Source organism: Catellatospora sp. NPDC049111 (assembly GCF_040648615.1).
Classification (GTDB): Bacteria; Actinomycetota; Actinomycetes; order Mycobacteriales; family Micromonosporaceae; genus Catellatospora; species Catellatospora aurea.
In genome coordinates, this window is the sequence record NZ_JBEZEB010000009.1 from 218,596 (window position 1) to 230,893 (window position 12,298).

Genomic DNA, 12,298 nt, shown 5'->3' on the forward strand with positions numbered 1-12,298 from the left:
TGGCAAATCGGACAAATTGGGTTTCCCGGTCCTGTGCCGGTCGCCAGGTCTTCCGACATCGCGACCGAAGGGCGACCGATGCCTTCCCGACGACAACTTCTCACCACCGGCGTGCTGTCCGGCGCGGCCATGCTGATCCCGGCCCCGGCGAGCGCCGCGCGCGCCGCGGCCGCGGCACTGGCCGCCGGAAAACTCGACGCTTCGAAGATCCACAAGTACAAGACGCGGCTGCCGGTCCCGGCCGCCATGCCGACCGTCTCCACCAAGGGCAAGGCCGACCGGTACGCCGTCGAGGTGCGCCAGTTCCGCCAGCAGATCCTGCCACCGGGCATGCCGCAGACCACGGTATGGGGCTACGGCTCCGCGGCCCACCCGAAGACGTTCGGCTATCCCGCGCGCACCATCGAGGCCCGCACCGACCGCCCGGTCGAGGTCACCTGGATCAACGGCCTGATCGACGCCAAGGGCCGGGCCCGGCCGCACCTGCTGCCCGTGGACCCGACGCTGCACTGGGCCAACCCGGCCGGCGGCATGGCGCACCGGGACATGCCCGCCGACTTCAGCACCACGCCGACGCGCTACGCCGGTCCGGTGCCGATCGTGACGCACGTGCACGGCGCGCACGCCGCGGAGGAGGCCGACGGCTACCCGACCGCCTGGTACCTGCCCGACGCCCCGCTGCCGCGCGGCTTCGCCGCCACCGGCTCGGACTACGCCGACATGCGGGAGAAGGCGGAGGCCTACGGCCCGCGCTGGAAGCCCGGCCAGGCCGTGTTCCGCTACGACAACGACCAGGCCCCGGGCACGCTGTGGTACCACGACCACGCCTTGGGCATCACCCGGCTCAACGTGTACGCGGGCCCGGTCGGCTTCTACCTGATCCGCGGCGGCGAGCAGGACCTGCCCGAGGGCACCCTGCCCGGCCCCGCGCCCGGCCCCGACGACCCCGACGGCACCCGCCACTACGAGATCCCCCTGTGCATCCAGGACCGCTCGTTCCGCACCGACGGCTCGCTGTACTACCCGGACAGCCGCAGCCTGTTCCACGACGCGTTCGCCGGCCCGTACGTGCCGGCCAGCGACATCGCCCCGATCTGGAACCCGGCGTACCTGGCCGACGCGATCGTGGTCAACGGCCGCACCTGGCCGCAGCTGACCGTCGAGCCCCGGCGCTACCGGTTCCGGCTGCTCAACGGCAGCAACTCCCGCACGCTGATCCTGAAGATCGCGGCCAGCGCGACCGCGCCGCGTCCGGCTACCGCGGCGGTGCCGTTCTGGCAGATCGGCTCCGACGGCGGCTGGCTGCGCGAGCCGGTGGCGCTGGAGCAGCTGATGCTCGGCCCGGGTGAGCGGGCCGACGTGATCGTCGACCTCACCGGGCTGGCCGAGGGCACCGAGCTGTTCGTGATCAACGAGGCGCCGGACGTGCCGTACGCGGCCGGGGTGCTCGGCACCGACTACCAGCCCGCGAACATCGCCACCACCGGCCAGGTGATGAAGCTGCTGGTGATCCCGCTGCGGGGCACGGACACCAGCGTGCCCCCGGAGCACCTGAGCCTGCCCGCCGCGCCGAAGCTGCCCGACTCGGCGGCGAGCTGGCGGGTCCTGCTCGACGACCTGCCCTCGGTCGCGCTGACCGGCGTGAACCACCGCGTCGCCACGCTCGGCACCGTCGCGCCGGACCGCACCCAGACCCCGCTGCGCTGGCACGACGCGCCGACTGAGAAGCCGGTGCTGGGCCGCAGCGAGACCTGGGAGATCCTCAACTTCACCGATCACTCGCACACCGTGCACCTGCACCAGGTGCAGTTCGAGGTGGTCAGCCGGCAGCCCTTCGGCATCCCGCCGAAACCGCGCCCGGCCGAGTCCTGGGAGTCCGGCCGCAAGGACACCGTGCTGGCCCACTCCGGCGAGGTGACCCGCGTCAAGGCCGTCTTCGACCGCCCCGGCCGCTACGTCTGGCACTGCCACATGCTCGAACACGAGGACAACGAGATGATGCGCCCCATCCAGGTGGCCTGAACAAAGGAAGGGCACCTTCACATCGCTCCGCGATGTAGAAGGTGCCCTTCCTAACGCACAACCCGCGCTGGGCTGCGGTTCAGAGCGGCGTCTTCGTCACCTTGCCGCCGTGGTCGACGTACCAGCGCTCGCTGGCCATCGGCACCCCGCGCAGCCGGTCGACCAGCCAGTCCACGGCCAGCGTCGGCGCGAACGGGCCCAGGTTCGCCGCGGGCACGCCGCCGATCGAGTGCCGCGAGTCCTGGTACACCACCAGCTGCTTCGGCCCGGCGACGCTGCTCAGCAGCGCCTCGCTGCACTCCAGCGGGCTCAGCTCGTCGCGGTCCCCGGCCAGCACCAGGTACGGCATGTTCAGCAGCTCGGCGTGGCCCTCCCAGGTCAGCGTCCTGGCGAACGCGTCGAACGCGTCCTCGTCGGTGTGCCCCGACATGTACATGAAGCGCATCTTGTACGTCGGCCAGGCCTGCTCGAACGCCGCCGACCAGCCCGGCTGGTGGCAGGTGTTCATCACCGCGCAGGCCTTGATCCGGGGCTCGTGCGCGGCCGCGATGGTCCCGGCGAACGAGCCGAAGCTGATGCCGCTGAGCACGATCCGCGACGCGTCGACCTCCTCGCGCCGGGACAGCCAGTCCACGCAGGCGGTGCCGGTACGCGCCCACGCGGGCACGGTCGTGTGGATGCCCATCATCGCGGCCTCGTACTGCCCCGGCCCCTCGATCGCCAGCACCGCGAAGCCGCGGGTCAGGAAGCGGTCGCCGTGCAGCGCGACGGTGGCCTCCTTGAAACTGTCCATGCCGGGCACCGCGATCACCACCGGCACCCGCCCACCGTGGTAACCGGGCGGCAGGTGGAACCAGGCCGGCAGCGCCCCGCCCGCGAACGGGATGCTCACCGCCTCGATGCGATGGTCGGCCAGCTCGGCGTAGTGCGCGAAGCAGGCCCGCTTGCGCCGGTGGTAGAAGCGGTTGACCTCGTCGTCGCTGTGGATCGGCCACTGCGCGGCGCCCCAGTGCACGGCAGCCATGTAGTAGTTGTCGCGCGCGGTGATCTGGTGCCCGTCGGCGGCGGCGGCCTCGGCGCGCGCCTCGCGGCGGCGGGCGACCGCCTCGAAGGTGGGCGCGAAGTCGGCGTACCGGCGCACCCGGGCGCGGATCGCGGCGAAGTCGGCCCCGGCCTCCACCCCGCAGGCAGCGTTCCAGTAGATGGAGCGGGGCTGGTCGAAGTCGACGCCCGTCTCGGCGATGGCCGCCTCCAGCCGGTCGCGTTCGGCCAGCCAGCGCCGGGTGGCCCGGACGGGGCGCTCGGCGCCCGGCGGCGCGGTGGCGGTCGTCCGTGTTTCCGCATGGGACTTCAGCTGGTCCATGTCGATCTCCTCAGTCGCGCGACATCGTCGCCAGCCGGCACCGACGGCACCGGCACACCGTCCCGATGGCGCGTGACGGCGCCGTTGGGCTGCCCGACGGTCGCCGCCGCCCCGGCGGCACCGTCCCCGTAAGCACCCTGGCACACCACGAGCCCCGATGAGGCCGAATCAGTCCAGGTCAGACGTTCACCCGAGGGCGCGAGGCAGGACGTATCCGGTCGTGCAGCAGCGCCGCCGCCACCACCGTGGCGAGCCAGCACACGCCCAGGGCGTAGCCGGCGAGCACGTCGGTGAGCCAGTGCACGCCGAGATACAGCCGGGAGAAGCCGACCAGCAGCGCCAAGGCCGTGGCCGCCAGCCACACCAGCGGCTTCGCCGCGCGCGCGACGCGCAGGCTGACCAGCAGTGCGAGCATGCCGTACGCGGCGGCGGCCTGCGCGCTGTGACCGGAGGGGAAGGCATAACCCGTGGCCGTGGTCAGCACCTCGCCGACGACCGGCCGCGGCCGCACGGTCAGCAGCTTGCCCGCGGTGACCAGCAGCGCGCTGCCCACCGACACCGCCAGCACCAGCGCCACGGTGCGCCGCCGGTCCCGCCACAGCGGCAGCAGCAGCGCCGCCAGCACGAGCAGCGGCACGGTGACCCAGCCGCTGCCCAGCCAGGTGACCACCTGCATGCAGCGGGTCAGCCAGGGCGTACGGTGATCCGCCAGCCAACTCGCGACCGGCGGATCCGTGCTGCTCAGCTCCTCGTGCGCGACCACGTCGTCGGTGATGCCGGCGAGCACCCACAGCCCGACCAGCGTCGCCGCCGCCCCGAAGGCCAGCCAGCCTCGCACACGGTGATCAGGCAATGCGCAGCCTCACCCGGATCGTGCGCAAGCCGCGACCGGTCGCCACCGGGCCCGCACGTTCCCTGGCGGCAGGCGACGCACCGGGTGCGGGTCCACCGGCGGGCGAGCGGCGCATCGCCAGGTTCGGCCGCAGCCCGCCCCGCGCCGTCCGGTCCATCGCCAGGTTCGGGGACGGCCCGACGGACGGCGGGGCGGCCGCGTGCCGCGGACCAGACGGATCGGTGGGCGGCGTCGGCCCCCCGTCCAGCGCGTCGTCCCGGCGGCCCTTGCCGAACTTGAGGTACAGCGCGGGCAGCACGAACAGGTTCAGCAGGGTCGAGGTGACCAGGCCACCGAGGATCACCACAGCCATCGGGTACTCGATCTCGTGGCCCGGCAGGTTGCCGAGCACCACCAGCGGCACCAGCGCCAGCGCGGTGGCCAGGGTGGTCATCAGGATCGGCGACAGCCGCTCGCGCGCGCCGCGCAGCACCAGGTCGAGGCCGAACGGCTCGCCCTCCTCACGTTCCAGGTGCTGGAAGTGATTGATCATCAGGATGCCGTTGCGGGCCGCGATGCCCAGCACCGTGAAGAAGCCCACCAGCGAGCCGAGCGAGATCACCCGGCCGGTCAGGAACGCCGCGAGCACGCCGCCGACCAGCGCCGCGGGCAGGGTGAGGAACGACAGCGCGGCCAGCCGCCAGCTGCTGTACGAGGCCTGCAGCAGGAAGAAGATGGCGACCGCGGCGAGCCCGGCGTAGACCAGCAGCCGCCGGTCGGCGGCCTGGCGCTCGGCGTACTCGCCCAGGATCTGGGCATAGTGGCCACGGGGGAAGTCGACCGTCTGCATCTTCTCTTCCAGCTCGCCCACGACCGAGCCCAGATCGCGACCCTTCACGTTGGCGTCGACATCGATCTTGCGCAGGGTGCCGTCGTGCTCGATCTGGTTCGGCGTCGACGCGATGCGCACGTCGGCCACCTCGCTCAGCGGCACCGTGCCGCCGGCGGGAACGTCGATCGGCAGCTGCCGGATCGCGGTGACGCTGGACCGCGTCTCCGGCGTGCTCCAGACCTGCACGTCGTAGGCCTTGCCGTCGCGGAAGACGTCGCCGACCTCTTCGCCCGCCATCAGCGTGGCGGCCGCACGGCGCACGTCACCGGGCTTGATGCCGAGCTGCTGCGCCTTCGCGAGATCCACCTCGATCTCGACCTGCGGCACCTCCTTCTGCAACGAGATGTGCTCGTCGACCACGCCGTCGATGCCGGACAGCACATTGAGCACCTTGTCGGCCTGCTCACGCATGACCTTGAGGTCCTCGCCGTAGATGCGCACCACGATCGCGTCGCCGGATCCGGTGAGCACCTCGCGGATGCGCTCCTTGAGGTAGGTCTGCACGTCGCGGACCAGGCCCGGGTAGCTGTTCACGACGGCTTCGATCTTCTTGTGGGTCTCGTCGTAGTCGGCGTCCGGGTCGATGCTGATCCAGTTCTCGCCGAAGTTGACCCCGACCACCTCGTCGGCGATGAGCGCCTGGCCGATGTGCGCGCCGAAGTTGCGTACCCCCGGAATGGCCATCAGGTCCTTGCTTGCCTGCTCGGTGATGCGCACCTCCTCCGGGTGCGACGCGCCGGGTTCGGTGACCCAGTGCATCAGGAAGTCGCGCTCCTTGAACGAGGGCAGCAGCGCCTGGCCCAGGCCCGGCAGCACCACGATGCCCGCCAGCGTCATGACCGCGACCAGGGCGTACGCCCGCACCGGCCGTTTGGTGACGCGGCTCAGCGCCGCGTGGTAACCCTTCTGCAGCCAGCGCACCAGCGGCGACTCCCGCCGCTCCAGCGGCGCCTTGCGCAGCAGGATCAGCGCCAGGGCCGGGGTGACCGTCAGCGCGACCACCATGGACACCAGCACGGCCAGCATGTACGCCAGCGCCAGCGGCCGGAAGAACGCGCCGGTCAGGCCTTCCAGGAAGAAGATCGGCACGGCCGACGCGATGATGATCAGCGTGGCGTAGACGATCGGGCCCCGGACCTCCAGCGAGGCGTCGAGGATCAGCCGGGCGGTGGTCGGCACGGAGTCGTCCGCACCGGCCCGCCGGGCCTGGCGCAGCCGTCTGACTATGTTCTCGATGTCGATGATGGCGTCGTCGACCACCACGCCGACAGCGATCACCAGCCCCGCCAGGATCATGGTATTGATGCCGTACCCGAACGCGTGCAGCACCAGTCCCGCGCCCACCAGCGACAGCGGGATGGCGACCACGCTGATCAGCGCGGTGCGCCACTCGAACAGGAACAGCGCCAGCACCAGCACCACCAGCAGGCAGCCCAGCAGCAGTGCCCGGCCCAGGTTGTGGATGGCGGTCTCCACGAAGGTGGCCGGCCGGAAGATCGTCGTGTCGACGGTGATGCCGGTCAGGCCCGGTGCCAGCTCCTTCATCGCCGCCTCGACGCCCTCGGTCACCTCCAGCGTGTTTCCCCAGGGCAGCTTCTCGACGATGAGCATGAGGCCCGGCCCACCGTTGATGACCGCGTCACCGATCATCGGCTGGTGGTCCTCCTTGACCGTGGCCACGTCGGACAGCAGCACCTTCTTGCCGTCGCGCTCGGCCACCGGGACCTGCGCCAGGTCGGCCGGGGTCACGATCGGCAGCACGTGCTGGATGGCCATGCGCTGGTTCGGCGTCTCCAGGAAGCCGCCGGTGCCGATCACCGCGCCGTCGGAGTAGCGCAGCAAGCCCGCGTCGAGCGCGTCGGCGGTGACCTCCATGACCTCGTCCAGCGACACGTCGTGCGCCTTCATCCGGGCCGGGTCGACCTGCACCTGCATCATCTGCAGCCGCTCGCCCCAGATGGCGACGTTGGCCACGCCGGGCACGCGCAGCAGCCGGTTGCGGATGGTCCAGTAGGAGACCATCGACATCTCCATCACGGACCGGGTGTCCGAGGACAGCCCGATCTTCATGACCCGGCTGGTCGACGACAGCGGCTGCAGCATGACGGGCGGGCTGGCCCAGGTCGGCAGCATCGCCGAGGCCTCGTTGAGCCGCTCGGACACCAGCTGGCGGGCCTTGAGCAGGTCGGTGCCCGGCTTGAAGATGAGCACGATCGACGACAGCTGCGACACCGACTTGGACCTGATGTCGGCCAGGCCCTCCACGCCGTTGAGCGCCTGCTCCAGCGGCACCGTGACCAGCGCCTCCACCTCCGCGGCGGACAGGCCGAGGCTGGGGGTCTGCACCTCGACGCGCGGCGGGGCGAACTCCGGGAACACGTCGACCGGCATGTCGCGCAGCTGGCCGACGCCGAAGAACATCATGCCGCAGGCGATCGCGACCACCAGGGCCCGGAACTTCAGGCTCGATCCGACGATCCACCGCATCATGGCCGCGCCGCCCCCGTCACTTGCCGATGCCGGTCTCGGCGCCGTAGAGCTCGGCCGCGCCGACGGACACCACCTTGGCCCCCGCCGCCGGTCCCTGGGACAGCCGCACCTGGTCACCCTCGATCTTGGTGACGGTGATCGGCTCCCGCTGGAAGCTGAGCGGCGCGGTCTCGACGTATGTCCACGTGGTGCCGTCGGGCAGGTAGATCAGCGCGGAGTACGGGATGGTCTTGACCCCCGCCGCCTCGGCCACCGGCACCGTGGTCAGGCCGAGCCGGCCGACCCCCTCGTCGGTGAGCGTGACCTTCTTGACCTTGCTGCCTTCGATCGCCTCCACCTTGGCCGGCTTGGCCGGCGTCGAGGTGCTCGTCGGCACCCCTTTGGCCGCGGCGACGCCCAACGCCCCGACGACCAGCAGGCCGACCAGCAGGCCGCCGACCGTCCACCGGTCGAGCCTCTCGCCGAAATGGTGCTTCATCGTCGTGTCACCCCAACCGTGGTTCGGTGTAGAGCGCGAGGTCCTCGCGCTGTGAGCCGGCCCCGAAGCGCAGGTACAGCGCGGGGACGGCGAAGAGGGCGAGCAGCACGGCCACCGCCAGGCCGCCGAGCACCACCAGGGCGATCGGCCGCAGCAGCTCCATGCCCGCCCGGCCGCCGAGCAGCAGCAGGGGCAGCAGCAGCGCGGCCGTGCTCACCGCGGTGACCAGGATCGAGCCGGCCTGCTCCCGAGCCGCCCGCGTGACCAGCCCGGAGCCGAACGGCTCCGCGCCCTGGTGTTCGAGGGCCTGCATGTGGCCGATCATCTGGAGCACGAACCGGGCCGTGATCGCGGCCACCGCGACGAGCGCGGTCAGGGTCGTGATCGCCGACAGGCCGGTGATCAGCCCGGTGATCAGGCCACCGGCCATGGCCACCGGCAGCGTCAGGAAGGCCAGCGCGGTGAGCTTCCAGCTGCCGATCGCCGCCTGCATCAGCAGGAAGATCCCGATCAGCGCGGCGAGCCCGACCAGCAGCAGCCGGTTCTGGTTCTCCTGCTGGTGCTCGTACGCGCCGAGCAGCTCCGCGTGGTGCTCCAGCGGGAACGGGATGGCGCCCAGTTTGGACTCGACGTCGCCGACCACGGCCCGGTAGTCGCGGCCCTTGATGCCGGCGCTGACGTCGACGTAGCGGAACACCGAGTCGCGCTCGATGACGGTCGGGCTCGGCGCGATCGACACGTCGGCGACGTCGCCGAGCCGGATCTGCTGCCCCGCCGGAGTATTGATCTTCAGATCCTGGATGCTGGTCAGGCTGTTGCGCACGGCCGGCGCACCCCAGACCACGACCTCGAAGACCTTCTGGTCCTCGAACAGGTTGCCGACCTGGATGCCGGACAGCATCGCGGCGGCGGCCCGGCGTACGTCACCGGGCTTGATGCCGGCCTGCTGCGCCTTGGCCAGGTCCACCTTCACCCGCACCGTCGGCTCCTCGACCGGCAGGTCGGCGGTCGGGTTGACCACGCCGTCAACCGTGCCCAGCATCTGCTGCACCTCGGCCGCCTTGCTGCGCAGCACGTCGAGGTCCTGGCCGTACACCCGCACCACCACGGCCTCCTCGTCGCCGCCGAGCAGCTGGGTGATCCGCTCCTCCGGGTAGGTCAGCACGTCGGTGTCCAGCCCCGGGTAGCTCTTCACGAGCGAGGCGATGGCGGCGCGGGTGGCGCCGTAGTCGGCGGCCGGGTCGATGTTGACCCACAGCTCGCCGGAGTTGACGTTCACCACCTGGTCGGAGGTGATGGCCCGGCCCAGGTGCGCGCCGACGGCCTGCACCCCGGGCAGCGCCTGCAGGTCCTTGCTCACCTTCTCGGTGATCCGGGTCATCTCGATGCCGGAGGTGCCGGGTGTGGTGTCCCAATGCACCAGCAGGCTGCGCTCGCGCAGCGACGGCAGCACGCTCTGCGCCAGCGGCTGGAACAGGGCCAGCACACCGCCGAGGGCGACCAGCCCGGCCAGCCCGTACGCGATGGCGGGTGTGCGCAGCACCGGCGACAGCGACTTCGGGTACCAGCCCTGCGCCCGGCGCAGCAGCGGCGAGGAGTGCCGTTCCAGGGCGGTGTTGCGCAGCAGCACCAGCGACATGGCCGGGATGAAGGTCAGCGCCACCACCGTCGAGGCGAGCACGACGGCGACGAAGCCGAGTGCCAGCGGGCGGAAGAACAGCCCGGTGAGCTCCGGCAGCAGCAGCACCGGCGCGGCCGCGACCAGGGCGATGACGGTGGCGTACGTCGTCGGCTTGCGCACCTCCAGCGCCGCGTTGAAGATCGCCCGGCCGACCGGCTCCTCGCTGCCCGACAGCCGCCGTTCGCGCAGCCGACCCGCGATGTGCCGGACGTCGCCGACCGCGTCGGCGATCGCGAACACCACCCCGAGCACGATGCCCGCCAGCAGCATCAGGTTCAGCCCGTACCCGGCGAAGCTCAGCACCACCCAGGCCAGCGCCACCGACACCACGACCGCCAGGAACGCGGTGAGCGCGGTGCGCCACTCCCAGAAGCACAGCGCCAGCACCAGCGCGAGCAGCAGCAGGCCGAGCAGCGCGACCAGGGCGGAGCTGTCCAGCGCCCGGTCGATGAAGGCGGCCGGCTGGTACACGTTCGTGTTCATCTCGATGCCGGTCAGGCCGGGCTTCATCGCGCTCAGCGCCGCCTGCACGTCCTTGGTCACCTGCACGGTGTTCGCGCCGGGCAGCTTCTCGATCACGAGCATGAGGCCGGGGCCGCTCTCCACCAGCGCGTCGCCGATCAGCGGCTGGTGGTCCTCGACGACCGTGGCCACGTCACCCAGGCGCAGCCGCTTGTCGCCGTCCTGGCTCTCCAGGGTGACCTGGGCCAGGTCCTGCGGGGTGCGGATGGGCAGCACGTGCTGGATACCCAGGCGCTGGTTGGGGGTGTCGATGAAGCCGCCGGTGCCCGGGGTCGACGCCTCCAGGAAGGTCAGCGGGGAGACCCACAGCGCGTTGCCGGCGGTGGAGATGACCTGGTTGAGGGTCACGTCGTTCTGCTGCAGCTTCGCCGGGTCGACCTGCACCTGCAGCTGCCGCTCGCGGTTGCCCCAGACGGCCACGTTGGCCACGCCCGGCACGCCGATCAGGCGCGGCTTGATGACCCAGCGGGCCAGCACCGACATCTCGGTGAGCGGCACGTCCTTCGAGGTCAGGCCGACCATCATGACGCGGTTGGTGGACGACAGCGGCTGCAGCATCACCGGCGGGCTGGACACGTTGGGCAGCGCGCCGGCCTGGGTCAGCCGCTCTTGGACCATCTGGCGGGCCCGGTACACGTCGGTGCCCGGTTCGAAGATCAGTTCCACTGAGGAGAGCCCGGGGACCGACTCGGAGTTGATGTGGTCCAGCCAGGCGACGCCGTTGAGCAGATCGGACTCCAGCGGCACGGTGATCAGCTGCTCGACCTCCTCGGCGGACAGGCCGAGGGCCTCGGTCTGCACCTCCACCCGCGGGGCGCTGAACTCGGGCAGCACGTCCACCGGCGCGCTCTTGAGCCGTACCGCACCCAGGATCAGCAGCGCCGCCGCGAGCGGCAGGATCAGGAGGCGGAACTTGAGACTGGTGCTCACCATCCAGCGGATCATGGCCGTGGACTTCCCTTCCAGCGACCGCGGAGCGGCGGTTCATCCGTCCGATGGGGCGCGAACGCGGTTCACGCAACCCGCATAAGCTGACCGTAATCCGAATCCGACCAGTTTGAGAGCCTCATTCGGATTTCAGAGATATCTCAGTGAACACACAGCCTCGATGTGTTTATAAAGCTAATGTCCGGTTGAGAGTGCCGTTACGTCGTCAGCGGAGGACGTCCGTGGTGATGCAGAGCTCCAATCCCGTGCTCACCCGTCCGATCGAAGCGCCGGTCGTGCTCGACCAGCGGCAGCGGCTCACCCTGGACGGCGTGTGCGGGCGGACCCTGGTGCTGGTCGCCGTCACCGCGGCGACCGCCGCCGCGTCCTGGAACCTGCTGCGGGCCCCCGCCTGGACCGGGCTGGCCGTGCTCGGCTCGACCCTGGCCGGCCTGGTGCTCGCCCTGGTGATCGTCTTCAAGCGGATCACCAACCCGTTCGTGATCGGCGGGTACGCCGTACTGCAGGGCGTCTTCCTGGGCGTGGTCAGCCGCGAGCTGGAGCAGCAGTTCCCCGGCATCGTCGTGCAGGCCGTCATCGGCACGTTCGGCGTCTTCCTGGCCATGGCCGCGCTGTACAGCGCCCGCATCCTGCGCGCCACCAAACGCTTCACCCAGGTCGTCACCGGCGCGCTGCTCGGCATCGTGCTGCTCAGCCTGGTCGACCTGGCCCTGCGCTTCTTCGGCCACAGCCTGCCGATCTACCGCGCGGGAACCCTCGGCGTGCTCTTCGCCGTGCTCTGCGTCATCGTCGGCGCGCTGACCTTCGTCATCGACTTCGACCAGGTCGAACGCGCCGTCGCCGCCGGCCTGCCACCCCGCTACGGCTGGTACCTGGCCTTCGGCATGCTGGTCGGCCTGATCTTCCTCTACTGGCAGATCCTCCGCCTGCTCAGCTACCTCCGCCGCTGACCCCAAAGGAAGGGCACCTTCTTAACGCTCCGCGTTATAGAAGGTGCCCTTGTTAACACCGGATGCCGCGTGAGCTGCGGCCAGCCAGGCCTGACGGTGCGGTCCGCACGGCGCGTCCGC

The 12,298-nt window shown here is 70.9% G+C and carries 7 protein-coding genes; 2 read left to right on the forward strand and 5 right to left on the reverse strand.

The genetic code is table 11. The features are described from left to right. Window positions 1-78: 78 nt before the first annotated feature. On the forward strand, window positions 79-2,022 hold the full coding sequence (locus AB0B66_RS16420; protein ID WP_360529500.1) for a multicopper oxidase domain-containing protein: 1,944 nt from the start codon (window positions 79-81) through the stop codon (window positions 2,020-2,022). A 79-nt stretch (window positions 2,023-2,101) separates the two neighbouring features. Here the strand turns inward: AB0B66_RS16420 and AB0B66_RS16425 are convergent, their stop codons facing one another. The 5 genes from AB0B66_RS16425 to AB0B66_RS16445 form a co-directional block, all read right to left on the reverse strand. Then, window positions 2,102-3,385 carry an alpha/beta hydrolase gene (locus AB0B66_RS16425; protein ID WP_360529503.1) on the reverse strand — a complete coding sequence of 428 codons (1,284 nt, stop codon included), beginning with the start codon at window positions 3,383-3,385 and terminating at the stop codon, window positions 2,102-2,104. A 178-nt stretch (window positions 3,386-3,563) separates the two neighbouring features. After that, window positions 3,564-4,223 (reverse strand): phosphatase PAP2 family protein, encoded by a 660-nt coding sequence (locus AB0B66_RS16430; protein ID WP_360529506.1) that lies wholly within the window; start codon window positions 4,221-4,223, stop codon window positions 3,564-3,566. Between the two features lie 7 nt (window positions 4,224-4,230). Then, the gene (locus tag AB0B66_RS16435) at window positions 4,231-7,599 is read right to left on the reverse strand and encodes an efflux RND transporter permease subunit (RefSeq protein WP_360529509.1); all 3,369 of its coding nucleotides are present in this window, start codon (window positions 7,597-7,599) and stop codon (window positions 4,231-4,233) included. Between the two features lie 16 nt (window positions 7,600-7,615). Then, a complete protein-coding gene (locus tag AB0B66_RS16440; protein ID WP_360529512.1) occupies window positions 7,616-8,077 on the reverse strand; it encodes a hypothetical protein in 462 nt (153 codons plus the stop codon). 7 nt (window positions 8,078-8,084) lie between these two features. Beyond that, the gene (locus tag AB0B66_RS16445; RefSeq protein WP_360529515.1) at window positions 8,085-11,213 is read right to left on the reverse strand and encodes an efflux RND transporter permease subunit; all 3,129 of its coding nucleotides are present in this window, start codon (window positions 11,211-11,213) and stop codon (window positions 8,085-8,087) included. A gap of 242 nt (window positions 11,214-11,455) precedes the next feature. Between AB0B66_RS16445 and AB0B66_RS16450 the strand changes: the two genes are divergently transcribed. Further along, window positions 11,456-12,178 carry a Bax inhibitor-1/YccA family protein gene (locus AB0B66_RS16450; RefSeq protein ID WP_360529641.1) on the forward strand — a complete coding sequence of 241 codons (723 nt, stop codon included), beginning with the start codon at window positions 11,456-11,458 and terminating at the stop codon, window positions 12,176-12,178. Window positions 12,179-12,298 lie beyond the last annotated feature (120 nt).

Excerpts from the sequence above, each read along its gene's own strand:
- AB0B66_RS16420 (WP_360529500.1), top strand. The coding sequence starts at position 79 with ATGCCTTCCCGACGACAACTTCTCACCACCGGCGTGCTGTCCGGCGCG.
- AB0B66_RS16425 (WP_360529503.1), bottom strand. The coding sequence starts at position 3,385 with ATGGACCAGCTGAAGTCCCATGCGGAAACACGGACGACCGCCACCGCG.
- AB0B66_RS16435 (WP_360529509.1), bottom strand. The coding sequence starts at position 7,599 with ATGATGCGGTGGATCGTCGGATCGAGCCTGAAGTTCCGGGCCCTGGTG.
- AB0B66_RS16440 (WP_360529512.1), bottom strand. The coding sequence starts at position 8,077 with ATGAAGCACCATTTCGGCGAGAGGCTCGACCGGTGGACGGTCGGCGGC.
- AB0B66_RS16445 (WP_360529515.1), bottom strand. The coding sequence starts at position 11,213 with ATGGTGAGCACCAGTCTCAAGTTCCGCCTCCTGATCCTGCCGCTCGCG.
- AB0B66_RS16450 (WP_360529641.1), top strand. The coding sequence starts at position 11,456 with ATGCAGAGCTCCAATCCCGTGCTCACCCGTCCGATCGAAGCGCCGGTC.